Origin of the sequence: Spiribacter halobius (assembly GCF_020883455.1) — a bacterium.
Classification (GTDB): Bacteria; Pseudomonadota; Gammaproteobacteria; order Nitrococcales; family Nitrococcaceae; genus Sediminicurvatus; species Sediminicurvatus halobius.
Genome location: NZ_CP086615.1, coordinates 3552450 through 3578634, shown reverse-complemented (window position 1 = coordinate 3578634; position 26185 = coordinate 3552450). Strand labels below are relative to the sequence as shown.

At 71.7% G+C, this 26185-nt stretch carries 21 protein-coding genes; 9 read left to right on the top strand and 12 right to left on the bottom strand.

Annotation, left to right across the window (positions count from 1 at the left end; translation table 11 throughout):
- Positions 1-4: 4 nt before the first annotated feature.
- From LMH63_RS19455 to coaBC, 3 genes are read right to left on the bottom strand one after another with little or no spacing between them, the layout of a single operon-like run.
- Positions 5-2521, bottom strand: coding sequence for a phosphomannomutase/phosphoglucomutase (locus LMH63_RS19455; protein ID WP_109678609.1), 2517 nt, complete (start codon positions 2519-2521; stop codon positions 5-7).
- 10 nt (positions 2522-2531) lie between these two features.
- Positions 2532-2987 carry a dUTP diphosphatase gene (gene dut, locus LMH63_RS16725; protein ID WP_109678608.1) on the bottom strand — a complete coding sequence of 152 codons (456 nt, stop codon included), beginning with the start codon at positions 2985-2987 and terminating at the stop codon, positions 2532-2534.
- Positions 2944-4167: a bifunctional phosphopantothenoylcysteine decarboxylase/phosphopantothenate--cysteine ligase CoaBC gene (gene coaBC / locus LMH63_RS16720; protein ID WP_109678607.1), complete on the bottom strand. Its 1224-nt coding sequence runs from the start codon at positions 4165-4167 to the stop codon at positions 2944-2946. The genes dut and coaBC overlap by 44 nt, the downstream gene beginning before the upstream one ends.
- 158 nt (positions 4168-4325) lie before the next feature.
- On the opposite strand from coaBC, the gene radC reads away from it, so the two are divergent.
- A complete protein-coding gene (radC, locus tag LMH63_RS16715; protein ID WP_109678606.1) occupies positions 4326-5000 on the top strand; it encodes a RadC family protein in 675 nt (224 codons plus the stop codon).
- Between the two features lie 208 nt (positions 5001-5208).
- On the opposite strand, the gene rpoH is transcribed toward radC, so the two are convergent.
- The 4 genes from rpoH to ftsY form a co-directional block, all read right to left on the bottom strand.
- On the bottom strand, positions 5209-6090 hold the full coding sequence (gene rpoH / locus LMH63_RS16710; protein WP_109678605.1) for an RNA polymerase sigma factor RpoH: 882 nt from the start codon (positions 6088-6090) through the stop codon (positions 5209-5211).
- 497 nt (positions 6091-6587) lie between these two features.
- On the bottom strand, positions 6588-7532 hold the full coding sequence (ftsX, locus tag LMH63_RS16705; protein ID WP_109678604.1) for a permease-like cell division protein FtsX: 945 nt from the start codon (positions 7530-7532) through the stop codon (positions 6588-6590).
- A 1-nt stretch (position 7533) separates the two neighbouring features.
- A complete protein-coding gene (gene ftsE, locus LMH63_RS16700) occupies positions 7534-8202 on the bottom strand; it encodes a cell division ATP-binding protein FtsE (RefSeq protein ID WP_109678603.1) in 669 nt (222 codons plus the stop codon).
- Positions 8199-9197 carry a signal recognition particle-docking protein FtsY gene (ftsY, locus tag LMH63_RS16695; protein WP_109678602.1) on the bottom strand — a complete coding sequence of 333 codons (999 nt, stop codon included), beginning with the start codon at positions 9195-9197 and terminating at the stop codon, positions 8199-8201. The genes ftsE and ftsY overlap by 4 nt, the downstream gene beginning before the upstream one ends.
- 138 nt (positions 9198-9335) lie before the next feature.
- On the opposite strand from ftsY, the gene LMH63_RS16690 reads away from it, so the two are divergent.
- From LMH63_RS16690 to ggt, 5 genes are all read left to right on the top strand, one after another.
- Complete coding sequence (locus tag LMH63_RS16690) at positions 9336-10850, top strand: M16 family metallopeptidase (RefSeq protein ID WP_109678601.1); 1515 nt, start codon at positions 9336-9338, stop codon at positions 10848-10850.
- Positions 10847-12172, top strand: a complete 1326-nt coding sequence (locus LMH63_RS16685) for a M16 family metallopeptidase (protein ID WP_109678600.1) — start codon at positions 10847-10849, stop codon at positions 12170-12172. The genes LMH63_RS16690 and LMH63_RS16685 overlap by 4 nt, the downstream gene beginning before the upstream one ends.
- 1 nt (position 12173) lies before the next feature.
- The gene (gene rsmD, locus LMH63_RS16680) at positions 12174-12731 is read left to right on the top strand and encodes a 16S rRNA (guanine(966)-N(2))-methyltransferase RsmD (RefSeq protein WP_109678599.1); all 558 of its coding nucleotides are present in this window, start codon (positions 12174-12176) and stop codon (positions 12729-12731) included.
- Positions 12732-12891: 160 nt separating this feature from the next.
- Positions 12892-13386, top strand: coding sequence for a pantetheine-phosphate adenylyltransferase (gene coaD / locus LMH63_RS16675; protein WP_109678598.1), 495 nt, complete (start codon positions 12892-12894; stop codon positions 13384-13386).
- A gap of 440 nt (positions 13387-13826) precedes the next feature.
- Entirely contained in the window at positions 13827-15521 is a 1695-nt protein-coding gene (gene ggt, locus LMH63_RS16670) for a gamma-glutamyltransferase (RefSeq protein WP_109678597.1), read from the top strand.
- 169 nt (positions 15522-15690) lie between these two features.
- Here ggt and speB read toward each other — a convergent pair whose 3' ends face one another.
- The 3 genes from speB to LMH63_RS16655 form a co-directional block, all read right to left on the bottom strand.
- Positions 15691-16629 (bottom strand): agmatinase, encoded by a 939-nt coding sequence (gene speB / locus LMH63_RS16665; RefSeq protein ID WP_109678596.1) that lies wholly within the window; start codon positions 16627-16629, stop codon positions 15691-15693.
- 242 nt (positions 16630-16871) lie between these two features.
- Positions 16872-18164 carry an NAD(P)/FAD-dependent oxidoreductase gene (locus LMH63_RS16660; protein ID WP_109678595.1) on the bottom strand — a complete coding sequence of 431 codons (1293 nt, stop codon included), beginning with the start codon at positions 18162-18164 and terminating at the stop codon, positions 16872-16874.
- Positions 18165-18177: 13 nt separating this feature from the next.
- On the bottom strand, positions 18178-19548 hold the full coding sequence (locus LMH63_RS16655; protein ID WP_109678594.1) for a glutamine synthetase family protein: 1371 nt from the start codon (positions 19546-19548) through the stop codon (positions 18178-18180).
- 130 nt (positions 19549-19678) lie between these two features.
- Between LMH63_RS16655 and LMH63_RS16650 the strand changes: the two genes are divergently transcribed.
- Complete coding sequence (locus tag LMH63_RS16650; RefSeq protein ID WP_199225655.1) at positions 19679-20434, top strand: GntR family transcriptional regulator; 756 nt, start codon at positions 19679-19681, stop codon at positions 20432-20434.
- A 259-nt stretch (positions 20435-20693) separates the two neighbouring features.
- Here LMH63_RS16650 and LMH63_RS16645 read toward each other — a convergent pair whose 3' ends face one another.
- Complete coding sequence (locus LMH63_RS16645) at positions 20694-21494, bottom strand: gamma-glutamyl-gamma-aminobutyrate hydrolase family protein (protein WP_109678592.1); 801 nt, start codon at positions 21492-21494, stop codon at positions 20694-20696.
- A gap of 127 nt (positions 21495-21621) precedes the next feature.
- Between LMH63_RS16645 and LMH63_RS16640 the strand changes: the two genes are divergently transcribed.
- Positions 21622-23121, top strand: a complete 1500-nt coding sequence (locus LMH63_RS16640) for an aldehyde dehydrogenase (protein ID WP_109678591.1) — start codon at positions 21622-21624, stop codon at positions 23119-23121.
- Between the two features lie 29 nt (positions 23122-23150).
- Here the strand turns inward: LMH63_RS16640 and aptA are convergent, their stop codons facing one another.
- Positions 23151-24494 carry an omega-aminotransferase AptA gene (gene aptA / locus LMH63_RS16635; RefSeq protein WP_199225654.1) on the bottom strand — a complete coding sequence of 448 codons (1344 nt, stop codon included), beginning with the start codon at positions 24492-24494 and terminating at the stop codon, positions 23151-23153.
- A 350-nt stretch (positions 24495-24844) separates the two neighbouring features.
- On the opposite strand from aptA, the gene LMH63_RS16630 reads away from it, so the two are divergent.
- On the top strand, positions 24845-26125 hold the full coding sequence (locus tag LMH63_RS16630; protein ID WP_109678590.1) for an NAD(P)/FAD-dependent oxidoreductase: 1281 nt from the start codon (positions 24845-24847) through the stop codon (positions 26123-26125).
- The last annotated feature ends 60 nt before the right edge of the window (positions 26126-26185 follow it).

Sequence of the window (26185 nt, the reverse complement as noted above, 5' to 3'; positions counted from 1 at the left end):
TCGCTCAGATGGGCAGCTTGATGCCGGGGCTTGCGGCTTCGAGGCGCTCCCGGAAGAGGGCCTTGATGCGCTCCAGTGCCGCCTCGTCGTTGCCCTCGAAGCGCAGCACGAGGCAGGGCTGGGTATTCGAGGAGCGCACCAGACCCCAGCCGTCGGGGAAGTCCACGCGCAGCCCGTCGATGGTGGTCACCCGCGCGTCCTCGAAGCCCTCGGCGTCGGCCAGCAGCTGCTGGATCACCCGCGGCGGCTCGCCTTCCTCGAGGTCAACCCGGAGCTCAGGGGTGCTCACCCCCTCCGGCAGCTCGCCGAAGACCTCGGCGCTGCTGCGCGGATCGAGGGAGAGGATCTCCAGCAGCCGTGCACCGGCATAGGTGGCGTCGTCGAAGCCGTACCAGCGGTCGTTGAAGAACAGGTGCCCGCTCATCTCGCCGGCCAGCGGCGCGCCGGTTTCCCGCAGCTTCTCCTTGATCAGCGAGTGGCCGGTCTTCCACATCAGCGGCACGCCGGCGTGATCGGTGATGACGTCCGCGAGGCGGCTCGAGCACTTGACGTCGAAGATGATGTCCGCGCCCGGATTGCGGGTGAGAATGTCGCGGGCGTAAAGCATCATCTGGCGGTCGGCCCAGATGATGTGCCCGGTGTTGTCGACCACGCCCAGGCGGTCGCCGTCGCCGTCGAAGGCGAGGCCGACGTCGGCCTGCTGCAGGCGGACGTAGCTCACCAGGGCGTCCAGGTTTTCCGGCACGGTGGGGTCCGGGTGATGGTTGGGAAAGCGCCCGTCCACCTCGCAGAAGAGCTCCTCCACCTCGCAGCCGAGCGCCCTGAATACCTCCGGCGCCACGGCCCCGGCGACGCCGTTGCCGCAGTCCACCACCACCCGCAGGGGCCGGTGCAGGGTGACGTCGCGGGCGATGCGGTCGAGATAGTCGGCGAAGACGTCACGGCGCTCCTCGCGGCCGTCGCCGTCGATCAGCTCGCCCGTCTCGATGCGGCGCCCGAGCGCCTGAATGGCCTCGCCCCACAGGGTGCGGCCGCCGACGATCATCTTCAGGCCGTTGTACTCGGGCGGGTTGTGGCTGCCGGTGACGGCGACGCCGGCGTGAGTGCCGAGGAAGTGCGTCGCGAAGTACATCACCGGCGTCGGTACCCGGCCGATGTCGATGACCCGGCGGCCGGTGGCGCAGAGGCCGTCGCGCAGGGCCTCGGCGAGCTCCGGGCTCGACTCGCGACCGTCATACCCCACCACCACCGTTTCCTGACCGTGGGCCGCGGCCTCGCTGCCGATGGCGCGGCCAAGCAGCTGCAGGGTCTCGGGGGTGAGGTCGCGGCCGACGATGCCGCGGATGTCGTAGGTGCGGAGGATCGCGGGATTGATGCTCACCGGGGCCGTCTCCTGGTCGCTCTGGGTCTGCCCTGTTCCGGGCTCTTCCGGGGCCGGGCGCTCCTCGCCCCGGTCGGCGTCCGTGGTGAGCGTCTCGTCGCTCACCTCGCTCACCTCGAGGCCGCTGCCCGGCGCCGGCTCTGCGGGTCGGGCCGTGTCCGCCGTTGCCGGCGACCCGGCCCGCGTCTGCTCGCGGGTGACGGCCAGCGCCGCCTGCAGCGCCTGGTCGAGCTCCGCGAGCGCCGCCCGGTAGGGCGGCTGCACGCGGTCGCCCCACGCATCCGCCACGAGCCGGGTCACCGTCTCGCCGTCCGTGGCAAGGGCACGAGCCAGTCCGCGACCGCTGACCCAGGTGCCGAGGCCAAGCAGCAGCAGCGCGCCGCCGCTCAACCCGGCCCACACCACGGGCGAGATCCCGAGCAATGCCCCCGACGCGCCCTCCCGGGCGTACTGCAGGCTCCACGGCGTCCCGGGGACGCTGGCCCGGGTGGCGTCGGTGGGGAGACTGCCGAGCTCGATGACCGCGCTGCCGCCCTGGCTAAGCCGTGCGCCGGCGCTCCCCGGCGCCTCGAGCGCGGTGCGCAGGGCGGCGGCATCGTAGCTCAGCACCAGCACGCCGCCGGCGTCCGCCTCGGCCGGCAGCGGCTGCACGAGGTTGACGTGGGCGTCGGCGGTGCCGGGGAGATGCACCTCGACGGCGTCCTCGCCCGTGTCTGCCGCTCTGCCGACGAGCTCCACCAGGGCGTAGCCGATGGGCGGGCTGGCGCCGCGATCGGCGCTGAGCTCGCCCGCCGGGGCATAGAGCAGGCGCTGTACGCCGGGCAGGGCGCGCTCGTAGTGGCCGAGCAGCGTGTCGAGCGCCGAGCGCGACCCCGCGGCGGCGGCCGCCTGCAGCTCGGGTGCCGCGGCGATCTCGGCAAGTGCCGCGCGGCGCTCGGCGACGTGGTCGGCGATGCGGCCGGCGAGCAGGCTTGCCTCGCGGCGCTCGGCGTCGGCCCGGCTCCGGGTCAGGGTCTCGCCGCCGAGCACGGCGATGCCACCCGCCACCAGCGCCAGCGCGACAACGCCTGCGACGAACGCCGGCGCCAGTCGGCTTGATGCCGGACGCGGGCGGGGGCTGGCTGGGTTGCCGCGAGCCATGGGTTCTCCTTCAGTACCTGCCGGAGTGGCCGAAACCGCCACTGCCGCGTTCGCTGTCCTCGAACGCGTCCACCACCTCGAAGCGCGGCCGGGCCACCGGCACGAACACCAGCTGCGCCACCCGCTCGCCGGGCTCGATGGTGAACGCAGCGCGCCCGCGGTTCCAGCAGGAGACAAGGATCTCGCCCTGGTAGTCGGAGTCGATCAGCCCCACCAGGTTGCCGAGCACGATGCCATGCTTGTGGCCGAGGCCGGAGCGGGGCAGGACCACCGCGGCGTAGCCGGGGTCGCCGATATGGACGGCGATGCCGCTCGGGATGAGCTCGGTATCGCCGGGCTGCAGGGTGACCGGCGCATCCACGCACGCACGCAGATCCAGCCCCGCGGAGCCGGCGGTGGCGTAGTCCGGTAGCGGGAAGGCCTCACCCAGACGCGGGTCGAGAATCCGTAGTCTGATCGTTTCCATGTCGCCGTTCCGCGATGAGTGCGACCAGCGCCTCAGCGAGCTGGATCTTGGGCGCCCGCGGCAGGCTCCGGTGGCCACCGGCCCAGAACACCTCCAGGGCATTGTCGGCACTGTCGAAGCCCGTGTCGCGCCCACCGCCGACGAGGTTCGCGGCGATCATGTCCAGGCCCTTGCGGGCCCGCTTGGCCTCGGCATACTCGGCCAGGCGCTCCGTTTCCGCGGCGAAGCCCACCGTGAACGGTGCCCGTGGCAGCCCGGCCACGGCCTGCAGGATGTCGGGGTTGGGCACGAGCGTGAGCGCCACGGGCTGGTCGCTCTTCTTGATCTTCTGCTCCGGGACGCGGTCGACCCGATAGTCGGCCACCGCCGCGGTGGCGATGAAGATATCGCAATCCCCGGCCCGCTGCATGACGGCCTCGTGCATCTCGCGCGCGGACTCCACGTCCACCCGCTCGACGCCGCCCGGCGTAGCGAGGCTGCACGGCCCCGCCACCAGCACCACCTTGGCGCCCGCGCGCGCGGCGGCCGCGGCCACGGCGAACCCCATGCGGCCGCTGGACCGGTTGCCGATGAAGCGCACCGGGTCGATGGCCTCCCGGGTGGGCCCGGCGGTGATCAGCACCCGCTCACCGCGCAAGGGGCCGTCGCCGGCGAGCAGGGCCACGATCTCGCGCGGCTCGAGCAGGCGCCCGGGCCCTGACTCACCCTCGGCAAGCGGCCCCTCCGCGGGGCCGAGCAGGCGCACGCCGCGGGCGGTGAGGCGCTCGGCGTTGTCCCGGGTGGCGGCAGCCCGCCACATGACGTGGTTCATCGCCGGGGCCAGCACCAGGGGTGCCTCGCTGGCGAGGCAGAGGGTCGTGAGCAGGTCGTCGGCATGGCCGTGGGCCAGCCGGGCCATCAGATCGGCGCTCGCCGGAGCGACCAGGATCAGGTCCGCCCAGCGGGCGAGCTCGATATGCCCCATGCCGGCCTCGGCCTCGGGGTCCAGCAGCTCGGTGTGCACCGGGCGGTGGGAGACGGCCTGGAAGGTTAGCGGCTGCACGAAGGCCAGCGCCCCCGCGGTGAGCACCACCCGCACCTCCGCCCCCGCCTCACGCAGCCGCCGCACGAGATCCGGGCTCTTGTAGGCCGCGATCCCACCACTGACGCCGAGGACGATGCGAAGGCCATCCAGCTGCACGGAGTGGCAAGTCCCAAGTTCGGAGTTGCGAGTTGCAAGTCGCAAGTTGCAGGTCGACCAACCCCGCCACGGCGAGAGTTAGCCCTGGATGGCTCGGAGGGTACACTTTGAACCTGGAACTTTGAACTTGGAACTCGCCGACGCACACGGAGGTGCCGATGCCCATCACCGACTGGCCCGAGGCCGAGCGGCCGCGGGAGAAGCTTCTGAGCCGCGGGGCCGCCGCGCTGTCCGATGCCGAGCTGCTGGCGATCTTTCTGCGCACCGGCGTGGCGGGACGCACCGCGGTGGATCTGGCGCGGGATCTGATCGGCGACTTCGGCGGGTTGCGGCCGCTGCTGGAAGCGGACCAGGCGGCGTTCTCGGCCCGCCCGGGGCTCGGGCCCGCCAAGTACAGCCAGCTGCAGGCCGTGCTGGAGATGGGCCGCCGCCACCTCTGGGAGCGCCTGCAGCGCGGCCAGTCACTCACCAGCCCTGCCGAGACGCGGGCCTATCTGGCGGCCCGCCTGCGGCACCTCCCCCACGAGGCCTTCGCCTGCCTGTTCCTGGACAACCGCCATCGGGTGATCGTCTTCGAGGAGCTCTTCCGCGGCACCATAGACGCCGCCAGCGTCTATCCGCGCGAGGTCGTCCGCCGGGCCATGAGCCACAACGCCGCCGCGGTGATCCTCGCCCACAACCACCCCTCGGGCATCGCCGAGCCGAGCGCCGCCGACGAGGCCATCACCCGCCGCCTGTGCGAGGCCCTGGCCCTGGTGGACGTGCGCGTTCTGGATCACTTCGTGGTGGGAGACGGGCCGCCGGTGAGCTTTGCGGAGCGCGGCCTCCTCTGACGGGTTGCCGCCCGTAGTTTCCGACGGGCTGCCGCCCGTAGTTGCAAGTTCAAAGTGGCAAGTTCAAAGATGACGTAGGTCGGCAAGCGCGGGAGCGCTCGCCGACAGCCGCGCGCAGCGCGGCTCGCAGGGAGCTCGGCTGCCGCCGTGTCGGCGAGCGCTGTGCGCTTGCCGACCTACCTACTCGCACCGCCATGGGCGAGGCGGCTCAGGCCGCCTCGCCCATCGCGGTGCGCAGCTTCTTCATCGCGTTCTTCTCAAGCTGTCGGATGCGCTCCGCGGAGACGCCGTACTCGTCCGCCAGCTCCTGCAGGGTCGCCTTCGGCTCCGCCAGCCAGCGGCGGGAGACGATGTCGCGGCTGCGCTCGTCCAGCGCCGCCAGCGCGGCGCCGAGCGCCTCGCTCTGGCGGGTCTGCCAGTCCGCGCTCTCCACCTCGGCGGCCGGGTCAAGGCGGGTGTCCTCGAGATAGGCCGCCGGGGCGCGCGGGCCGTGGTCGTCGTCGTCGCCGGCGTCCGGGGCGGGGTCGAATCCGACATCCTGGCCGGAGAGCCGGGACTCCATCTCCAGCACCGTCTCCGGCTTCACGCCCAGGTCATCGGCAACGGCCCGGACCTCCGCGTGATTCAGCCAGCCGAGCCGTTTCTTCGAGCCGCGCAGGTTGAAGAACAGCTTGCGCTGCGCCTTGGTGGTCGCCACCTTGACGATGCGCCAGTTGCGCAGGATGAACTCGTGGATCTCGGCGCGGATCCAGTGCACCGCGAACGACACCAGCCGGACACCGACATCCGGGTCGAAGCGCTTGACCGCCTTCATCAGGCCGATGTTGCCCTCCTGGATGAGGTCGGCCAGCGGCAGCCCGTAGCCCGAATAGCCACGGGCGATATGCACGACGAATCGCAGGTGCGAGAGCACGAGCCAGCGGGCCGCGTCCAGATCCTGCTCGTCGCGGTAGCGCCGGGCGAGGCTTTCCTCCTCCTCGGCGCTGAGCGTCGGGATGGCGTTGACCGCCTGGATGTAGCGGTCTTCGCTGCCCGCGTGCAGGGGCAGTTGATCGTATTGGCTACTTACCAGCGCCTTGGTCGTTTCCATGGCTATCCCCCCGAGCCGCCTAAGGCGGAGTTCGAAGTCTCAAGTTCAAAGTTCAAAGCGTGGATATGGCCGTGCATATCCATCTGTTCCGATGCCTTGAATTCTACCATCTCGTTGGATCGGCGAGACCCTGACGAGTTCCGGCTGTGGTCCCGGGCCGAGGCGGCGCACCTCCGCGTTGAGCTTTGAACTTCCCGATTACGCATCTCGCTCAGCCATACTTGCCGGGCGCGCATCCGCGGTGCCGCAGGCGGTTCGAGGCCGTGCCGGGTGTGGCGTGGGGCGGGAGCGCCCGGGACACGCCGTGAATCCGTCCCTGGAGGCTCGTAGGCGAGATCCCTCTCGCCTACGGTCCCGGCCGCTCCCGCCCCACGCCACCCTGCCTGCGCCTGTATCGTCTTCCGCGAGCGATGATGCCGTAACGCTAGCTGAGGCAAGTGCGTAATCGCCTTGAACTTTGAACCTTGAACTTGACCCTTGGAACTGCCCCGACCCGGTCATCGCGGCTCGATGGCCGACAGATGCCTGCCAACCGCTAGCCACGAGCCCAGAAGGCCGAGGGCGGCGCCGCAGGCGAGGAGGGTAAGGGCGCCGTCGAGTCCGAGGCCGCGGAGGCGGAAGCCGGTGCCGTAAAGGCTTGCCAGCTCGCCCGCCGGGCCCGCCAGCAGCCAGCGGCCGCCCTCGACCAGGATGCAGGCGAGCAGGCCGCCTCCGAGTCCGTACCACAGGCCGGCATAGAGGAACGGCCGGCGCACGAAGGCGTCCGTGCCGCCGATAAGCTTGGTGATCACGATCTCCTCGCGCCGATTCTCGATGTCCAGCCGGATCGTGTTGCCCACCACCAGGATGACCGTCAGCCCCAGCAGGCTCGTGATCACCCACACCCCGCGCTCGGCCAGGCGCATCAGGGCGTGCAGCCGCCGCAGCCACTCCCGGTCGAGGCGCACGTCCACCACCGGCGCCAGCGCCGCGAGCTCTTCCATGACCGCCTCCACTGCCGCCGGGTCGAGCTCTGCCGCCGGCTCCACCACCAGCACCGGCGGCAGCGGGTTCTCTTCGAGCAGCGCCAGCGCATCGCCCATTCCCGAATGGGTGCGGAACTCCGCAAGCGCCTCCTCCGGCGGAATCAGCTCCACGCGGGCGACGCCGTCCACGGCCCGCACCTGCTGGGCGGCGTCGGTCTGGCCCTCGGCGTCGAGGTTGCGCTCGAGGAACAGCGACGCCCGCGTGCGCCCCTCCCAGTCACCGGTGACGAGCTCGAGGTTGTCCAGCAGCAGCAGGAAGGCGGCGGGCAGCGCCAGTGCGATGCCGATCACCGCCGCGGTCATGAGGTTGGCCGCGCGCTGCTCGCGCAGCCGGCCGAGGGCGCCGATCAGCGCCCGGGCGTGCTGCTCCAGCCAGGCGTCGAGCTGGCGCCGACGGCGGCCGAGGCGGGCGGCCATGTCAGCGCCGGTCCCCGTCGTCCAGCAGGCGACCGCCCTCGAGTGTGATGCGCCGGTGCCCCATGCGCTCGATCAGCGCGTGATCATGGCTGGCGATGACGATGGTGACGCCCACCGCGTTGAACTGCTCGAACAGCCGCATGATCTCCTCCGAGAGCGCCGGGTCGAGATTGCCGGTGGGCTCGTCGGCGAGCAGGACCGGCGGCCGGCTCACCACGGCGCGGGCGATGCCGACGCGCTGCTGCTCACCGCCGGAGAGTGTGACCGGGTAGGCGCGCTCCTTGCGCAGCAGCCCCACCTTGTCCAGCGCGGCGCGCACGCGCCGGCCGAGCTCGCGATGGGGCAGCCCGGCGATCACCAGCGGCAGCGCGACGTTGTCGAACACCGTGCGGTCGTTCAGCAGGCGGTGATCCTGGAAGATCATGCCGATGCCCCGGCGCAGGTGCGGGATACGCCGGCGCGACAGGCGCGCGAGATTCACCCCGCCGATGATCACGGCGCCGTGGCTCGGCCGCTCCAGCAGCGGGATCAGCCGCAGGAACGTGCTCTTGCCGGCGCCGCTGTGGCCGGTGATGAACGCCATCTCGCCGCGGCGGATGTGCAGGGTAACCCCGGCCAGGGCCTCGTTGCCCCCCGGGTAGCGCTTGCTGACGCCGTCGAGGCGGATCATTCGCCGTCGTCGGCTCCGGTGGCGCCGGCCAGCAGCGCGTCGACGAAAGCCTCGGCGTCGAAGGGGCGCAGGTCCTCCACCTGCTCGCCGACGCCGATGAAACGGATGGGGATGCCGAGCTGCTGGGCGATGGCGAAGATCACGCCGCCCTTGGCGGTGCCGTCGAGCTTGGTGATGGCCAGGCCGGTGAGGCCGATGGACTCGTGGAACTGCCGCGCCTGGGCCAGCGCGTTCTGGCCCGTGCCGGCGTCCACCACCAGCAGCACCTCGTGCGGCGAGTCCGGATCCTGCTTGCCGAGCACGCGGTGGATCTTGCGCAGCTCCTCCATCAGGTTGCCCTGGGTATGCAGGCGCCCGGCGGTGTCCGCAATCAGCACGTCCAGCCCGCGGGCGCGGGCGGCCTGGTGCGCGTCGTACACCACGGAGGCGGCATCGGCGCCGGTGGGCTGGCTGATCACCGGCGTGCCGGTGCGCTCGCCCCAGGCCCGCAGCTGCTCCACCGCCGCCGCGCGGAAGGTGTCGCCGGCGGCGAGGATCACGCCATGGCCCTGGTCGCGCAGGCGCGCGGCGAGCTTGCCGATGGTCGTGGTCTTGCCGGCGCCGTTGACGCCGACGGTGAGCAGCACGAAGGGGCGCTTATCCGGTGGGATCTCCAGCGGCTGTGCCACCGGCGCCAGGATCGCAAGCATGTCTTCCCGCAGCGCCTGGTGCAGCGCGCCGGTGTCGGCGAGCTCGTTGCGGCGCAGGCGGGCGGTGAGGTCGTCGATGATGCGGCGGGTGGCCTCGACGCCCACGTCCGCCGTCAGCAGCAGCGTCTCCAGCTCCTCGAGCAGGTCCTCGTCGATCTGCTTGCGACCGAGGAACAGGCCGGACAGGCCGCTGCCGGTGCGACGGAGCCCCGCCCGCAGGCGGGCCACGAGCCCCGGACGCCGGCCCTCGCGGGTCGGAGTGTCGGCTCCGTCGTCGCCGGAGCGCTTGCGGCGGAAAGGCAGCATGGAACTCCCGTGCATCGGCAAGGCACAAAGCGGCAGTATGCTACCACCGAGCGGGCCCGCCGAAACGGGGCCGCCAGGCAAGCGGCCACGGCCACCGGTGGCAGCCCGGCTCATCCCCGACTCCGGAGTGACCCGTCCATGAAGCAATGGCAGACCGTGCTGGCTGCCCTAGCCCGCATATCTCACCGATTCGCGGCTGCGGCCGCGGATCTGGCAGACAGGCCGGCGTTGCGCTCGGTGCGGGTGCTCGACGTACTGTCGAGTACGCCTGCGCGCCCGAACTCTCCCGCGCTGCGCCATCTCCACGCCCTCGCGTCGCGAATCGGTCAGATATGCGGGCTAGCCCTGCTGCTCGCCGGCGCCGCGTCGGCGCAGACGGACTGGGCGGTCAGCGAGCGCACCCTCGACAACGGCCTCACCGTGCTGGTGCGCGAGGACCACCGGGCGCCGGTGGTGGTCTCGCAGATCTGGTACCGCGTCGGCTCGAGTTACGAGCGCCGCGGCGAGACCGGCATCTCGCATCTCTTCGAGCACATGATGTTCAAGGGCACCGAGCGCTATCCCCAGGGCGAGTTCTCGGAGATCATCAACCGCGAGGGCGGTCGCCAGAACGCCTTCACCGGCCCCGACTTCACTGCCTACTTCGAGATCCTCGCGGCGGACCGGCTCGAGGTCGCCCTCGAGCTCGAGGCCGACCGCATGGCGAACCTGCAGATCAATCCCGAGGACCTGGAGCGCGAGCGCCAGGTGGTGCTGGAGGAGCGCCGGCTGCGTATCGAGGACCGGCCGGACGGACGGTTCAGCGTGCGCTACTCGCCGGTGGCGTATCCGGCGAGCCCGTACGCGCACCCGATCATCGGCTGGAGCGACGACATCCGGAACATCAGCGTCGCGGACCTGCGCGCCTTCTATGCCCGCTGGTACGTGCCGGCCAACGCCACGCTGGTGGTGGCCGGGGACGTCGATCCGGAGGCGGTGTTCGCGCTCGCCGAGGAGCACTTCGGGGAGGTTCCCGCCGGCGCCGAGCCACAGACCACGGCGCCGCAGGGGCTGGAGACGCCAGGCGAGCGGCGGCTGGACTACCGCGACCCGCAGGCGCGCGTGGCCCAGATCCAGCTCGGCTACGGGGTGCCGTCGGCCGCCACGGCGGACTCGCCGGACGACCCATATGCCCTGCTGATGCTTGCCATGGTGCTTGACGGGGGTGACGGCGCCCGCCTTGGCGAGCGCCTGGTGCGCGGCCAGGGCGTGGCGGCGAGTGCGGGGGCGGGCTACAGCCCCGTGAGCCGGCTCGATACCCAGTTCAGCCTCTATGGCACGCCCCGGGATGGCGACGTGGCCGCTCTGGAATCGGCGCTGCGCGCGGAGGTGGCGGCGTTGCGCGAGTCGCCCGTGGATGCCGAGGAGCTGGAGCGCGCCCGCAACCAGCTGCTGGCCGATCATCTCTTCGAGCTGGACTCGGTGTTCTATCAGGCCATGCAGATCGGCCGCCTGGAGACCGTCGGCATCGGCTGGGAGTCGCTGAACGAGTTCGAGGAACGCGTGCGCGCGGTGACCGCCGAGGACATCCAGCGCGTGGCCCGCGAGTACCTCACCCCGGAGCGCCTGACCGTCGGCGTGCTGCGCCCGCAGGCACAAGGAGACGACACATGATCCGCCGGCTGATCCTCACCGGCCTGGCCCTCTGGGCCGTGGCCGCCCCGGCCCAGGAGCTCGACATCCAGCGCTGGCAGGCCGCCGGTGGTGCCGAGGTGCTGTTCGTGGAGCGCCCTGAGCTGCCCATCGCCGACGTGCGCGTCGTGTTCGATGCGGGCAGCGCCCGTGACGGCGAGCATCCGGGCCTCGCCAGGCTGGTCAGCAACCTGCTGCTGGAGGGCTCGGCGGAGCTCTCGAGCGGTGAGATCGCCAGGCGCTTCGAGCGCTACGGCGCCCGGGTGTCCACCGATAGCGGTCGCGATACGGCCAACGTCTCGCTGCGGGCGCTGAGCGGGGCGGAGCGCCTGGACCCGGTGATCGAGCATCTCGCCGGCGTGCTCGCCGAGCCGGCCTTTCCGGAAGACGCCCTGAGCCGCGTGCGCCAGCAGATGCTGCTCGGGCTGCAGCAGGCGGAGTCCTCGCCTTCGTCGATCGCCGAGCGTGCCTTTGAGCGGGCCATCTTCGGCGACCACCCGTACGCGAGCCCGCCGGACGGCACCCGGGAGGCGGTGAGCGCCATTGCCCGCGAGCAGGTGCGCGATTTCCATCGCCGCTTCTACACCGCTGCCAACGCCACCATCGCCATCGTAGGCGACCTGGATCGCGCTGCCGCCGAGCGCCTGGCGGACCGGCTCGCCGGGTCCCTGCCCGCCGGTGAGGCAGCGCCGGCCCTGCCCCCCGTCGAGCTGCCGGAATCGGCACGCACAGTGCGGGTGCCCTTCGATTCCGGCCAGACCCACGTCCTCATGGGGCATCCGTCCGTTCGGCACGGGGACGAAGCCTATTATCCGCTGTACCTGGCCAACCACGTTCTCGGGGGCGGGGGCCTGGTCTCGATGCTCGCCGAGCGGCTGCGCGAGGAGCGGGGGCTGTCCTACAGCAGTGGCTCGGCCCTCACGGTGGGCCAGGAGCGCGGGCGCTTCGTGATGAGCACGCAGGTCCGCAACGACGCCCTCGGCGAGGCGCTGGAGGTCATGCGCGGCACCCTGCAGGAGCTCCGCGACGAAGGTCCGGACCCCGAGCGGCTCGAGGCCTCGCGGCGGAACATCACCGGCAGCTTTCCGCTGCAGCTGGACAGCAACCGCGACCTGCTGGGCTACGTGGCGAGCATCGGCTTCCACGACCTGCCGGAGGACTACCTCCGCCGTTTCGTCGAGCGCATCGGCTCGCTGGAGGCGGACACCGTGCGGGCCGCGCTGCGCGAGCACATCCATCCCGACCGGATGATCACCGTGCTGGTGGGGCCGGAGGACGTGATCGGCGTCGCCGCCGACGAGTGAGATGGGCGGGCGGTTGCGGATCATCGGGGGGGAGTGGGGCGGCCGGCGGCTGACCGTCCCGAGCGCCGGCGGCCTGCGTCCCACCGCGGACCGCAACCGCGAGACGCTGTTCAACTGGCTCCAGGGGCGCATCGAGGGCGCCCGTGTGCTGGATCTCTTCGCCGGGACCGGGGCCCTCGGCCTTGAGGCCCTGTCCCGAGGGGCGGCGGAGGCAGTGTTCGTGGAGCGCTCGCGGCGGGTCGCCGAAGGCCTGCGGGCGACCCTGGTGGCGCTGGAGGCGGGGCAGCGTGCCCGGGTCGTGACGGCGGATGCGCGGCGCTTCCTGACCGGGCCGCCGGCGGCGTTCGATCTGGTGTTCCTGGATCCGCCCTTCCGCTCGGATCTGCTGGCGGAAACCCTCCCCACCGTACTGGCCGGTGACTGGCTCGCCGACGATCCCCGGGTCTACGTCGAGGCCGATCGGCACGCGCCCTGGCCGCTGCCGCCGCCGGGTTGGACCGTGCAGCGGGAGCGCCGGTCCGGGACCGTGCGCTATGCCCTGCTCTCGCGCCTGAGCTGAGCCGCTATCACCGATTCGCGGCGGCGGGTACTGGCACGCGGCGGCGGGCATCCCTACCATGCTGCAATGCATCGTGCAGTCGCGCGCGGGGCGACCGCGATGGCGGGCCCCTGTTGCGACAGGGTTCACGGGCTAGTGGCGCACTGGGGGAGGGGAGCGCATGGCGATTGTCGCCGTCTATCCGGGTACGTTCGACCCGATCACCAATGGCCACAGCGATCTGGTGGAACGGGCCTCCAAGCTCTTCGACCGCCTGATCGTGGCGGTGGCAGGCTACCCGAGCCCGAGCAAGCGCCCGGCATTCGAGCTGGACGAGCGCGTGGAGCAGGCACGGCGAGTGGTGGGCACCATTCCCAACGTTGAGGTGATGAGCTTCGACAGCCTGCTGGCGGATTTCGTCGACCGTCAGGGTGCCCAGGTGATCCTGCGCGGGCTGCGGGCGGTGTCGGATTTCGAGTACGAGTTCCAGCTCGCCAGCATGAACCGCCAGCTGGTGCCGCGGGTGGAGACGGTCTTTCTCACTCCCGCGGAGCAGTACGCCTATATCTCCTCGAGTCTGGTGCGCGAGGTGGCCGCCCTCGGCGGCGATGTCAGCCGCTTCGTCCACCCCGTGGTGCAGGAAGCGTTGCAGAAGCGGCTGCGCCCTGAAGGCTAGCCCGCGACGCCGCGGTATCGCACCGGCCGGTGCCTGGTGCACGGGTGGGGTGACAGCGAACGGGACACGCTGTGAATCCATCCCTGGAAGCTCGTAGGCGAGGTCCCTCTCGCCTACGGTCCCGTTCGCTGTCACCCCACCCGCGCACGCCACGCAATGGTGGCCGTTCCGCGGGTGATGTTGGCCGAGCCTTCGCGGAATCGGAAACTGGCGGCGGCGGTGCGTGGCGGGGCAGGTGTGGGCGGGACCGTAGGCGAGATGGACCTCGCCTACGAGCCTACACGGACGTATTCACGGCGTGTCCCGCCCACACCTGCCCCGTCGCGCACTGGGCACGGCCGCCAATCTGCCAGCGGCCACGCGGAGCCACCCTCGCCACGCGATCGGAAGTCAGGTAGAGGTTACATAGGGTCAATTCCCCAGCCCACCAGGAGGCCGTCATGCGCCGAATCCTGCTGCTTGTCTCCCTGCTGCTGCTGTTGGGTCCCGCCAGTGCGCTGTCCCGCGAGGCGGCAGTGGCCACTGCCCATCCGCTGGCCACCGAGGCCGCGCGGGAGATCCTGGATGCCGGAGGCAACGCTTTTGATGCTGCAGTGGCGGCGAGTGCGGCGCTGGCGGTGGTGGAGCCCTTCGGCTCCGGGCTGGGGGGCGGTGGCTTCTGGCTGCTGCACCAGGCCGGCAGCGGCCGCACGGTGATGGTGGACGGGCGCGAGGCGGCGCCCGGGGCGGCGACGGCCGACATGTATCTGGACAGCGATGGCGAGCCCATTCCGGGCGCATCGCTGAACGGGCCGCTGGCGGCGGGCATCCCCGGCGAGCCGGCGGCGCTGGTGCACATCGCTGAGCGGTACGGCCGCCTGCCGCTTGCGCGCAGCCTGGCCCCGGCCATCCGTCATGCCTGGGGCGGCTTCCCGGTGGGCGAGGCCTACGTGGCCCGGGCGGGCTTCCGGCTCGACGTGCTCCGGGAGCACGCCCGGGCTGCGGCCACCTATCTCGATGATGGCGCTGTGCCCGAGGCCGGCTGGGTCCTGCGCCAGCCGGCTCTGGCGCGCACCCTGAGGGCGCTGGCGCAGGCGGGGCACGAGGGCTTCTACACCGGGCCCGTGGCACGGGAGCTGGTGCGCTCGGTGCGGGAGGCCGGTGGCATGTGGACGTTGGAGGACCTGCGCGGCTACGAGGTCGTGGAGCGGCAGGCGGTGGCCTTCGATTACCGCGACCTCGCCGTGCAGGCGGCAGCGCTCCCGTCCGCCGGGGGCGTGGGGCTTGCCACCATGCTCGGGATCCTCGAGGGCTACGACCTGGCCGGCATGGAAGCGGCCGCCCGTATCCATCTCGCGGTCGAGGCCATGCGCCGGGCCTATCGGGACCGCGCCGCCTTCCTGGGTGACCCGGACTTTGCCGACGTGCCGGTGGCCGAGCTCACGGCGCCGGCCTATGCGCGCAGCCTGCGGGCGGGCATCGACCCGGACCGGGCGACGCCGAGCGGCGAGCTGGGCTCCTCGCCGCTGGCCGGCCGGGGGCGGGACACCACGCATCTGTCCATCGTGGATGCCGAGGGCAACCGCGTCGCGGCTACCCTGTCCATCAACTACCCCTTCGGCAGCGGCTTCGTTGCCGGCAGCACCGGCGTGCTGCTGAACGACGAAATGGACGACTTCGCCAAGCGCCCCGGCACCGCAAACGCTTACGGGCTGGTGGGCGGCGAGGCCAACCGCATAGAGCCGGGCAAACGGCCGCTGTCGAGCATGACGCCGACCTTCGCCGAGGCGGCGGACGGCCGGGTGGCGGTGCTCGGCACGCCGGGGGGCAGCCGCATCATCACCATGGTGCTGCTGGGCCTGCTCGCCTTCGAGGCCGACGAGCCGCCGGCGGCGTGGGTGGCCGCGCCGCGCTACCACCACCAGTACCTGCCGGACGCGATCCAGCACGAGCCCGGCGCGTTCTCGGCGGTGCTGGCGGCCCGCCTGCGCGAGCGCGGCCATACGCTGGAGCCGGTCGGCCGGCGCTACGGCAACATGCAGGCGATCCTCATCCACCCCGACGGCACCACCCGCGCCGCCAGCGACCCCCGCGGCGAGGGCAGCGCCATCTCGTTCGTTCCTGCCGGTGCGGATAACCAGGCGTCACGGCGCTGACCAGCGCGAACAAGCTGGGACTAAACACAACGACACAACGGGCACAACGGTTCACAACGAGAATCAGATTTCCTGACTAATCAGATCCCTTCTTCCGTTGTGAACCGTTGTGTCCGTTGTGTCGTTGTGTTCAATCCCCGGTTCGCTCACGCCCCCAGCGGCTGTTCGTTCAGCGCCGGGAAGCGAGCAGGCAGAGCCAGTCGTGGGCGAGGTGGGCGGCGGCGAGGGCGGTGATGCCGGCGGTGTCGTAGGGTGGGGCGACCTCGACCACGTCCATGCCGATGAAGTCCACGCCCGCAAGGCCGCGCATGATGGCCAGCGCCTGGGCGCTGGAGAGCCCGCCGGGAACCGGCGTGCCCGTGCCGGGGGCGCAGCCGGGGTCCAGGCAGTCGATGTCGAAGGTAAGGTAGACCGGTTTCCCTGCGACGGCGTCGCGAATGCGGCGGATGGTCTCGCGCGGGCCGGCGTCGTGCACCCAGGGGGCGTCCAGCACGGTGAAGCCCATGGGCTCGGCGTGGGTGCGGATGCCCACCTGTACGGAATGGTCGACGTCGATGATCCCCTCCTCGGCCGCCCGGCGGAACATGGTGCCGTGGTCCAGGCGGTGGCCGTCGTCGGGCCAGGTGTCCGGGTGGGCGTCGAACTGCAGCAGGGCCAGCGGGCCGTGCCGCTCGGCGTGGGCGCGCAGCAGCGGATAGGTGCTGAAGTGGTCACCGCCGAGGCTGAGCAGCCTGGCGCCGCCCGCGAGGATCTCCCTTGCGTGGGCGGTAATCGCCTCCGGGATTCGCTCCGGATGGCCGAAGTCGAGGTAGCAGTCCCCGTAGTCCACGACGGCGAGGCGCTCGAAGGGGTCGAAGCCCCACGGGAAGGCGGGCAGCTCGGCCAGCTGGGCGGACGCGGCCCGCACCGCCGCCGGCCCCAGCCGTGCCCCGGGCCGGTAACTGGTAGTGATGTCGAGTGGAATCCCCGTCACCGCCACGTCCACGCCGCGCAGATCCCGGGTATAGCGCCGCCGCAGAAAGCTCAGCGCCCCGCCATAGGTCATCTCCGGCCAGCGGCCGTGCAGGTCGGGGTTGCGGAAGGCCTGGTCGCCTTTGGGGTGGGGCATCTTGGGGTCCGATTCTTGCGTCACGATTATCCGATGCCGGTCAGCGTTTCCGTAGTCATCCAAGTGGCAAGTTGCAAGTGGCAAGTTGCAAGCGAGACGGAGGCCAGAGACCGTCATCGGCGGCACCCGATGCGCCAGCAGACGAATCCCTAGAGGGCCGGAGCGCGCCAGTCGGTGAGCGCTGGCCGCTTACTGCTCTGCTTGCAACTTACCATTTGCCACTTGCCACTCCGCCCGGGCGCTCACAGTCCGAGGCGGTCCCGCAGCTGGTAGTACCACGCCCCCATGGCCGTGAGCGGCACCCGCAGGAGGCGGCCGCCGGGGAAGGGTATGTTGCGCAGGCGGGCGAAGGCCTCGAAGCGCTCGGTCTCGCCGTCTATCGCCTCGGCCAGCAGCCGCCCTGCCAGGTGCGTGGTGGTGACGCCGTGGCCGCTGTAGCCGTGGGTGAACCAGACCCCGTCCGGCAGCCGGCCGAGGTGCGGGATGCGGGTCAGCGTCAGGGCGAAATTGCCGCTCCAGGCGTAGTCGAAGCGCACGTCGCCGAGCTCCGGGAAGGTTCGGCGGACGTGCGGTCGGAGCCTCGCGGCGATGTCACCGGGCTCCCGGCCGCCGTATACCGTCCCGCCGCCGAACAGCAGGCGGTGGTCCGCGGTCATGCGGTAGTAGTCGAGCATGTAGTTGCAGTCCTCGACACAGGCGCCACTCGGCATCAGCCGCCGAACGGTGGCCTCGCCCAGGGGCTCGGTGGCGATGACCTGGGTGGAGACGGGCATGACCTTGTCCCGCAACGCGGGCACCGTGGCGCCGAGGTAGGCGTTGCCGCAGAGCACGATGTGATCGGCGCGCACGGCGCCCTGGCCGGTAAGCACCTCGGGGCGCTCGCCGCCGGTGACGCGCACCACCGGCGAGTCCTCGAAAAGACGCCCGCCGAGGCCCTCGATCGCGGCGGCCTCGCCCAGTGCGAGGTTCAGCGGATGGACGTGGCCGCCCCAGCGGTCCAGCAGGCCGCCGACGTAGAGGTCCGTGTTGACGTGGTCGCGGATGGTTCGCTCGTCCAGCAGCTCCAGGCCGGAATGGCCGTGGCGCTCCCAGCCGGGGACCATGGCCTCCAGCTCGGCGAGCTGGCGGCGGTTCAGCGCCGCGGCGACGCCGCCCTCCCGGTAGTCGCAGTCGATGCCGTAGCGGTCGATCCACTCGCGGATGATACCGCCGCCCTCGAAGGCCATGCCGCCGAGGGCGTCCGCGGCGTCGCGTCCGTAGCGGCGCTCGATGACGTCCAGATCCCGGCTGTAGCCGTTGACCAGCTGGCCGCCATTGCGTCCGCTCGCGCCCCAGGCGATGCGCTGCGCCTCCAGCACGACCACCCGGTAACCCCGCTCGGCCAGGTGCAGGGCCGTGGCGAGCCCGGAGAAGCCGGCGCCGACCACGCAGACATCGGACTCGGTGCTGCCCTCCAGCGGCGGGCGGTAGCGCGAGTCGTTACAGGTGGCGGCGTAATAGGACGGCGCATGTTGCGAGTGCGGCGTACTGCTCATCCGGTCTCCTGGGTCAGATGGTGCCGAGGTAGGCCTCGTATTCGACGCGGGGCACGCAGCGCTGGAAATGCTCGCGCTCCTGGCGCTTGCAGGCGCTGAACAGGCGCTGGCAGAGCGGCCCAAGGTAGTCGGCGATGAAGGCCGAGCCCTCGAAGGCGGCCAGGGCCGCGCCCCAGTCATCCGGCAGGGTCGGGGCATGCTGGGCATAGGCGTTGCCCTCGGTCTCCGGCGGCGGGGTGAGCTCACGGCTCAGGCCGTGATGGACGCCGCCGAGGACTGCGGCGAGCACCAGATACGGATTGGCGTCGGCCCCGGCCACCCGATGCTCGACCCGGCGCGCCTCGGGGCGGCCGAGGGGGATGCGCAGCGCCGTGGTGCGGTTGTCCCGCCCCCAGGTGGGCGCCAGCGGCACGTGGGCGGCCGGCTGGAAGCGGCGGAACGAGTTGGCGTGGGGGGCGAACACCGCGGTGGCCTCGTGCATGGTGGCGGTGAGCCCGGCCACCGCCTGCAGCAGCCGCCGGTCGCCCGCCTCGCCGGCGAAGACGTTGCGCCCGGATTCGTCCAGCAGGCTCACGTGGACGTGCAGGCCGTTGCCTGCCTGCTCGCCGAACGGCTTGGCCATGAAGCTCGCGATCAGCCCGTGCCGGCGCGCCACCGCCTTGATGGTGCGCTTCAGCAGCACCGCCTGATCGGCGGCGAGCAGGGCGTCGGGTACGTGGCGCAGGTTGATCTCGTACTGCCCGTCCTCGGACTCGGCGATGATCGTGTCCGTGGGCAGGCCCTGGGCGGCGCAGGCCTGCTCGATGTCCACCAGCAGCGCCTCGAGACCGTCCAGCTCGTCGAGCCCGTAGAGCTGGGACAGGTTGCCGTGGCGGTGGAGCTGCTCCGGCGGCCGCGGCAGGCCGTCCTCGCCGGTGCCCTCCTGAAACAGCCGGAACTCGAGCTCGGTGGCCACCACCGGCGTCAGCCCCTCGGCACGGAAGCGCGCGAGCACCGCGGCGAGCACGTTCCGCGGGTCCCCCGCGAAGGGCTCGCCCGCCGGCGTGTCCATGCGCAGCAGCAGCGAGGCGCCGTGGCGGCGCCCCCATGGCAGCGGGCGGAGGCTGCCCGGTACCGGCCAGCAGGGGTGGTCGGCGTCCCCGGTCTCGAAGATCAGCCCTGAGGCCTCGACGTCGCGCCCCCAGACGTCCAGCACCACCGTGGAGGCGGGCAGGTTGATGCCGCTGTCGTAGACCCGGCGCAGCGCGCTCACCGGCACGCGTTTGCCCCGCGGAATGCCGTTGAGGTCCACCAGCATGGTCTCGATGAAGGCGGTATCCGGATGCCGCTCGAGGAAGGCGGCCGCCTCGTCCTGCTGCACGCGGCGCGTGCCCTGCTCGTTCATGCTGCACCCCCGCCGCGCCGGCGTGCTGGTCGTATTTGTGATCACACGCTAGCCTGATGGCAGGGCGCCTGCAAGCGGCGGTGGCGCGGGTCGTCCGCGCCGGCAGGGCAGGCCGAGCGAGGAAGACACGGTGCAGAGTCCCGGCATGCATTCCGCGCCGGTGGGCGCGGCGACGGAGATACCCGTGTTCCGGCTGCCGGTGACGCTGCCCGACACGGACGCGCAGGCTAGCGGCCTGACCCGGCAGGAATGGGTCTACCGCCAGCTGCGGGCGGCCATTCTCGGCGGCCACTTCGTGCCCGGGCGCAGCGTCACCCTGCGCGGCATCGCCGGGATGCTGGGCACGAGCCTGACTCCGGTGCGCGAGGCGATCCGCCGGCTGGTGGCGGAGCGCGCGCTGGTGGCCCACGGCAACCGTCGGGTCAGCGTGCCGCGCATGACGCCGGCGAAGCTGGACGAGCTCTGCGCGGTGCGCGCCTCGCTGGAGGTGATGGCCGCCGAGCGCAGCCTGCCGCTGCAGGACGGGGCCCGGCTGCAGCGGCTGTGGGCGCTGAACGCGGCGGTGGACGAGGCCATCGCTGCCGGCGACGTCACCGCGTATCTGGGCCATCACCGGGAATTCCACTACATGCTCTGCGGCGTGGAGCAGCCCGGAGCGGTGGTGCGGCCGCTACTGGAGAGCCTGTGGCTGCAGTTCAGCCCGTTCCTGCGCCTGGTGCTCGCCCACATCGGCGTCGACTATGTCATCGACCGCCACGTGGAGGCCCTCCGCGCCATCGAACGCGGCGACGTCGCCGCCCTGCGCTTCGCCCTGGAGGCCGACATCCGCGAGGGCCTGGGCTCCATCACCGAGGCCGACTGGAAGACTCTGGACCGTGAGGGGTAAGGGTGTGCGCGGGTGCGCATCGGGCGAAGCGGCCAATGCGACCCGATTCGCAAACACAACGACACAACGGCCACAACGATAAGAGGGACTTGAATGAAAGACGAGAGAGGACGCTTCCGCCTCTCCACGTTGTGTTCCGTGGTGTCCGTTGTGTCGTTGTGTTTACTGATCGTATCGGAAGTATTGTCAGGCCCGCTCCGGGGCCCTGAGACCTGATAATACTTCCGATACGATTAGTAGTCCCCGCGTCGCACTGACGCTACGCCTCGGGCATGCGCTGCGGCAGCTGCTTCCGGTCGGCGGCGTAGGCGCGCACGGCGTCGCCGAAGGCCTCGAACAGGGCGCGGGAGGCGGGGTTGGTGGGGGCGTCCCACTCCGGGTGCCACTGCACGCCGACGACGAAACGGGCGCCGGGCAGGTGCACGGCCTCCACCAGGCCGTCCGGCGCGCGGGCCTCCACCACCAGGCCGCGGCCGAGGCGCTGCACGCCCTGGCCATGCAGGGAGTTGACCGTGAGCTCGGCCGCGCCGGTGATCCGCTGCAGCAGGCCGTCCACCGTGAGGGTGACCGGGTGGGCCGGGCCATAGCGCTCGGCCCGGGGACGCGCGCCATCCTCGCGGTGGTCGTCGTAGCCCTCCCGCGTGTGCACCGCCCGGTGGAGGCTGCCGCCGAGGGCGACATTGAGCTCCTGCAGGCCCCGGCAGACGGCGAGCACCGGCAGGTCGCGGCCGATGGCGCTGCGCACCAGGGGCAGCGTGGTGGCGTCGCGCTGTGGGTCGGCGGCGGGCTCGTCACCGCTCTCGCCCCAGTGCCGCGGTTCGATGTTGGAGTGGCTGCCGGTGAGGAACAGCCCGTCCAGCCCGTCCAGCAGATCATCCGGCTTGAACTGCCCGCCGAGGTCGGCCCCCTCCTCGCCGCGCCCCAGCGCGGGCAGCAGCAGCGGCAGAGCCCCGGTGACGTGCGCCACCGCGGCCAGATACTTCTCGCCGACGGCGTGAAACGCGGCGTCGCCGATGCGCTTGACGTCCACCGGAATGCCCACCCGCGGCCACGTACCCATCGCCGTCCTCCCGCCCTGAGCTTGCGCCGCCCCTGCGGCGCTTCTATTGTGATCACAAACTCGCGACGCCCGCAAAGGTCCCGCACGCCCATCCGGGGCGGCCGGGAACGGGCCCAAGGAGAGTGCCATGGACCTGCCGACCACCCGCGCCGAGTGGCAGCGAACCGCCGACGCCCTCACCCCGCGCACGTGGCCGTTCATCGACGGCGAGCCCCGGAAACCGGCGAGCGACGAGCGCTTCGCCACCGTCAACCCGGCCACCGGTGCGGTACTGGCCGAGGTGGCCCTGGCCAGCGAGGACGACGTCGACGCTGCCGTCGCGGCGGCGCGCCGCGCCTTCGAGGATCGGCGCTGGGCCGGGCAGCCGCCGTCGGCGCGCAAGGCGGTGCTGCTGCGCTTCGCCGGGCTCATCCGCGAGCATGCCGCCGAGCTCGCGGCGCTGGAGACGCTGGACATGGGCAAGCCGGTAGCACTCTCCGGCGGCGTGGATGTGCCCAACGTGGCCGCCTGCTTCCAGTACTACGCCGAGGCCGTCGACAAGCTCCAGGGCGAGGTGGCGCCAACCGCCGACGACGTGCTGGCGACGGTGACCCGCGAGCCCGTGGGCGTGGTGGCGGCGGTCGTGCCCTGGAACTTCCCGCTGCTGATGGCCACCTGGAAGCTGGCACCGGCGCTTGCCGCGGGCAACTCGGTGGTGCTCAAGCCCGCCGAGCAGAGCCCGCTGTCGGCCCTGCGCCTCGCTGAGCTGGCGGTGACGGCGGGGCTGCCGGCGGGGGTGCTGAACGTCCTGCCCGGGGACGGGCCCACCACCGGTCAGGCCCTGGGGCTGCATAACGACGTCGACTGTCTCGCCTTCACCGGCTCCACCGCGGTGGGCAAGCGCTTCCTGGAGTATTCCGGGCGCTCGAACATGAAGCGCGTCTGGCTCGAGTGCGGGGGCAAGTCGCCGCACATCGTGCTCGCTGACGCCCCGGACCTGGACGCCGCCGCCCGGGCCGCAGCCAACGGGATCTTCTTCAACCAGGGCGAGGTGTGCACTGCCGGCTCGCGTCTGATCGTCGAGCGCGGCGTGCGCGATGCGCTGCTCGAGCGCCTGGTGGCGGAGGCGGAACGCTTCACCCCGGGAGATCCGCTGGATCCCGCCACGCGGCTCGGCGCCATGGTGGACGAGGGCCAGATGCAGCGGGTGCTCGACTACATCCGCGAGGGCACCGCCGAGGGGGCCCGCATCGCCGTGGGCGGGCGCCGGGTGCGCGAGGACAGCGGGGGCTTCTTCATCGAGCCGACGGTGTTCGACGGCGTCGGCAACCGCATGCGCATCGCTCGCGAGGAGATCTTCGGGCCGGTGCTCGCCGTGATCACCGTGGACGATGCCGAGGAGGCTGTGGCCGTCGCCAACGACACCCACTACGGCCTGGCCGCCGGCGTCTGGACCCGGGATATCCGCACCGCGCACCGGGTCAGCCGGGGCCTGCGGGCGGGCATGGTGTGGGTCAACTGCTACGACGCGGACGACATCACCGTGCCCTTCGGTGGCTACAAGCAGTCCGGCATCGGCCGCGACAAGTCCCTGCACGCCATCGACAAGTACACCGAGCTCAAGACCACCTGGATGGCGATGGGGTGAGGGATTTCCGCGAGTCAGCCGGCGCTCGCCTAGCGCAGTCGCGCCAGGGCCTGGCCCACGGCCTCGCCCAGCGCCTCCAGCTCCTCGCGGGTGCTGGTGTAGGGCGGCGTGAACTGCAGCGTGTCGCCACCGAAGCGCACGTAGAAGCCCCGGTGCCAGAGATCGAGGGCCGCCTCCCGCGGCCGGATGGTCGCGTCGCCGTCCCGCGGCGCGAGCTGGATGGCGCCGGCGAGCCCGAGGTTGCGGATGTCGGTAACGTGCGGCGCGCCGCGCCGGGCGTGCAGCTGGGCCTCCAGCACCGGGGCGAGCTCCCGGCCCCGCGCCACCAGGCCGTCGTTCTCGATGATGTCCAGGCTCGCCATGGCCGCCGCGCAGGCCACCGGATGCCCCGAGTAGGTGTAGCCATGGGGGAATTCGATGGCATGCTCCGGCAGGTCCTGCGCCATGAAGGCGGTGTGGATCTCCCGGCTCGCCATGACCGCCCCCAGCGGCAGCGCGCCGTTGGTGATCTGCTTGGCCAGCGTCATCAGGTCGGGGACGACGCCGAAGCGCTCGGCGGCGAACATCTCGCCGACGCGGCCGAAGCCGGTGATCACCTCGTCGAAGATAAGCAGGATATCGTGGGCCGAACAGATCTCGCGCAGCCGCTCGAGGTAGCCCACCGGCGGCACCAGCACGCCGGTGGAGCCGGCGAACGGCTCGACCATGACGGCGGCGATATTGGAGGCGTCGTGCAGGTCGATGAGCCGCAGCAGCTCGTCGGCGAGATGCGCGCCCGTCTCCGGCTGGCCGCGGCTGAAGGCGGCCTCCGGCAGCAGCGTGTGCGGCAGGTGGTCGGTGTCCATCAGCGCGCCGTAGTGCTTGCGGTTGGCGTTGATGCCGCCGACGCTGGTGCCGCCCACATTCATGCCGTGGTAGCCGCGGGCACGGCCGATGACCTTGGTCTTCGAGGCCCGGCCGTGCATGCGCCAGTAGGCCCGGGCCATCTTGATGGCGGTATCCGCCGCCTCCGAGCCGGAGTTGCAGAAGAAGGCATAGTCCAGCGGGTCCGGGGCGAGCGAGCGCAGTCGCTCGGCGAGGCGGAAGGCGAGCGGATGACCGAACTGGAACGCCGGCGCGTAGTCCAGCGTGCCGAGCTGCGCGGCCACGGCGTCGCGGATCTCCGGGCGGTTGTGGCCGGCGCCAGTGCACCAGAGCCCGGCACTGGCGTCGAACACGCGCTGCCCCTCGGGGGTGATCAGGTAGTTGCCCTCGGCCCGCTCGACCATGAGCGGGTCGCGGGCGAAGGCGCGATTCGCGGTGAAGGGCATCCAGTACGCGGGCAGCTCCGCCGCCGCCTGGGGTTCGGTGAGGTTGTGTGCCTGCTCGGTCATGGTCTTGCGCCCCCTGATCCATTGTCCGGTGCGGAGCGTCCGGGCCCCGCCTGTGATCGCTTTATGTTGCACCCGGGCGTGATCCCGGGCAATCGAGTTGCGGATGCAGCCATTTCGCCGCGAGCCCGCGATCGAAGTATTGGCCGTGCCCGGTGCGGGACGGGGTGGGAGCGCCCGGGACACGCCGTGAATCCATCCCTGGAGGCTCCACTGCGGCATCCCTGCCGCAGAGGGTCCCGGGCGCTCCCACCCCGCCCCGCACTGCCAGCGCTGATGCGAGCCGCCGCGTGGCGCTGCCCGAGGCCGGTACGTAGGCAGAATCCCCGGAGTGCCCCAGGGAGCGCCGCGGCATGAGCTTCGAAGAGCGCTCGTACTACGAGGCCACGCGTCGCGTCGATCCGCAGGCCGAGGGGCCGCTGTCCGGCAGCGTGCGGACGGATGTCTGCGTAGTCGGCGGCGGCATCACCGGCTGCTCGGCGGCGCTGCATCTCGCCGAGCGGGGCTACCGCGTGGTGCTCCTGGAGGCCGAGCGCATCGGTTGGGGCGCCTCCGGGCGCAGCGGCGGCCAGGTGCTGCCGGGGCTCGGTACGGACCTGGGCGTGGTCGCTCAGGCCATCGGCCGGGAAGGGGCCCGCGAGGTGTTCGCGATGACCCGCGAGGCCGTGGCGCTCACCATCGAGCGTGTGCGCCGGCACGAGATCCCCTGCGACCTTCGCTTCGGCGCGGTGCATGCCGCCATCAAGCCGCGCCATCTGCGCGAGCTTGCCGACCTGCAGGCCACGCTGGCGCGGGAGTACGGCTACGACGAGCCCGAGTGGCTGGACCGGGAAGCCCTGCGCGAGCGGGTGCGCACCGAGCGCTACATCGGCGGCCTCCGGGAGCCGGGGGCGGTCCATCTGCATCCGCTGAACTACACGCTGGGGCTTGCCCGGGCGGCGGTGGCCGCGGGGGCCAGGCTGCACGAAGGCACCGCCGCGCGGCGTCTGCGGCCGGGGCGCCCGGCGGTGGTGGAGACCGAGCGGGGCCGGGTGGAGGCCGACTTCGTGGTGCTGGCGGGCAACGCCTACCTGGGCGCGGAGCTCGCCCCCGAGCTGCGTGGGCGGCTCATGCCGGTGGGCAACTATGTGCTCGCCACCGCCCCGCTGGACGAGGCGCAGGTCGCGCAGACCCTGCCCGGTGGCGACGCGGTGTCGGACGCCAACTTCGTGCTCGACTACTACCGCCTCTCAACCGACCGGCGGCTGCTGTTCGGCGGCGAGGTGAGCTACAACGGCCGCGACCCGGAGCGGCTGCAGGACCGCCTCGTCGCGAAGCTCGCCGGCCTGTTTCCGGCCATCGCCGGCGTGCCTGCGGAGTACTGCTGGGGCGGGCGGGTTGGCATCACGCTGAACCGGGCGCCGGACTTCGGCCGTATCGGCGACAGCGTCTACTATGCCCAGGGCTACTCCGGCCAGGGCATGGCGCTGGCGGGGCTTGCGGGGAAGCTGCTGGCCGAGGCCATCGGCGGGCAGGCAGAGCGCTTCGATCGCTTCGCCCGCGTCCGGCACCGGCGCTTTCCGGGGGGCGAGCGGCTGCGCACGCCGCTGCTGGTGCTGGCCACGAACTTCTACCGGCTGCGGGACCGGCTATGAGGTCTCGCGTGAGGGGCGGCGCGCTGCGACGATACCCCGGCATGAGGGAGGATGACGGCG

What these genes read in the sequence shown, in the direction of transcription:
- coaD (WP_109678598.1), top strand. Translation starts at nt 12,892, where the DNA reads ATGGCGATTGTCGCCGTCTATCCGGGTACGTTCGACCCGATCACCAAT.
- LMH63_RS16655 (WP_109678594.1), bottom strand. Translation starts at nt 19,548, where the DNA reads ATGAACGAGCAGGGCACGCGCCGCGTGCAGCAGGACGAGGCGGCCGCC.
- ftsY (WP_109678602.1), bottom strand. Translation starts at nt 9,197, where the DNA reads ATGCTGCCTTTCCGCCGCAAGCGCTCCGGCGACGACGGAGCCGACACT.
- LMH63_RS16645 (WP_109678592.1), bottom strand. Translation starts at nt 21,494, where the DNA reads ATGGGTACGTGGCCGCGGGTGGGCATTCCGGTGGACGTCAAGCGCATC.
- dut (WP_109678608.1), bottom strand. Translation starts at nt 2,987, where the DNA reads ATGGAAACGATCAGACTACGGATTCTCGACCCGCGTCTGGGTGAGGCC.
- LMH63_RS16630 (WP_109678590.1), top strand. Translation starts at nt 24,845, where the DNA reads ATGAGCTTCGAAGAGCGCTCGTACTACGAGGCCACGCGTCGCGTCGAT.
- rsmD (WP_109678599.1), top strand. Translation starts at nt 12,174, where the DNA reads ATGGGCGGGCGGTTGCGGATCATCGGGGGGGAGTGGGGCGGCCGGCGG.
- ggt (WP_109678597.1), top strand. Translation starts at nt 13,827, where the DNA reads ATGCGCCGAATCCTGCTGCTTGTCTCCCTGCTGCTGCTGTTGGGTCCC.
- speB (WP_109678596.1), bottom strand. Translation starts at nt 16,629, where the DNA reads ATGCCCCACCCCAAAGGCGACCAGGCCTTCCGCAACCCCGACCTGCAC.
- ftsE (WP_109678603.1), bottom strand. Translation starts at nt 8,202, where the DNA reads ATGATCCGCCTCGACGGCGTCAGCAAGCGCTACCCGGGGGGCAACGAG.
- LMH63_RS16640 (WP_109678591.1), top strand. Translation starts at nt 21,622, where the DNA reads ATGGACCTGCCGACCACCCGCGCCGAGTGGCAGCGAACCGCCGACGCC.
- LMH63_RS16660 (WP_109678595.1), bottom strand. Translation starts at nt 18,164, where the DNA reads ATGAGCAGTACGCCGCACTCGCAACATGCGCCGTCCTATTACGCCGCC.
- ftsX (WP_109678604.1), bottom strand. Translation starts at nt 7,532, where the DNA reads ATGGCCGCCCGCCTCGGCCGCCGTCGGCGCCAGCTCGACGCCTGGCTG.
- LMH63_RS16690 (WP_109678601.1), top strand. Translation starts at nt 9,336, where the DNA reads ATGAAGCAATGGCAGACCGTGCTGGCTGCCCTAGCCCGCATATCTCAC.
- rpoH (WP_109678605.1), bottom strand. Translation starts at nt 6,090, where the DNA reads ATGGAAACGACCAAGGCGCTGGTAAGTAGCCAATACGATCAACTGCCC.
- radC (WP_109678606.1), top strand. Translation starts at nt 4,326, where the DNA reads ATGCCCATCACCGACTGGCCCGAGGCCGAGCGGCCGCGGGAGAAGCTT.
- LMH63_RS16685 (WP_109678600.1), top strand. Translation starts at nt 10,847, where the DNA reads ATGATCCGCCGGCTGATCCTCACCGGCCTGGCCCTCTGGGCCGTGGCC.
- LMH63_RS19455 (WP_109678609.1), bottom strand. Translation starts at nt 2,521, where the DNA reads ATGGCTCGCGGCAACCCAGCCAGCCCCCGCCCGCGTCCGGCATCAAGC.
- aptA (WP_199225654.1), bottom strand. Translation starts at nt 24,494, where the DNA reads ATGACCGAGCAGGCACACAACCTCACCGAACCCCAGGCGGCGGCGGAG.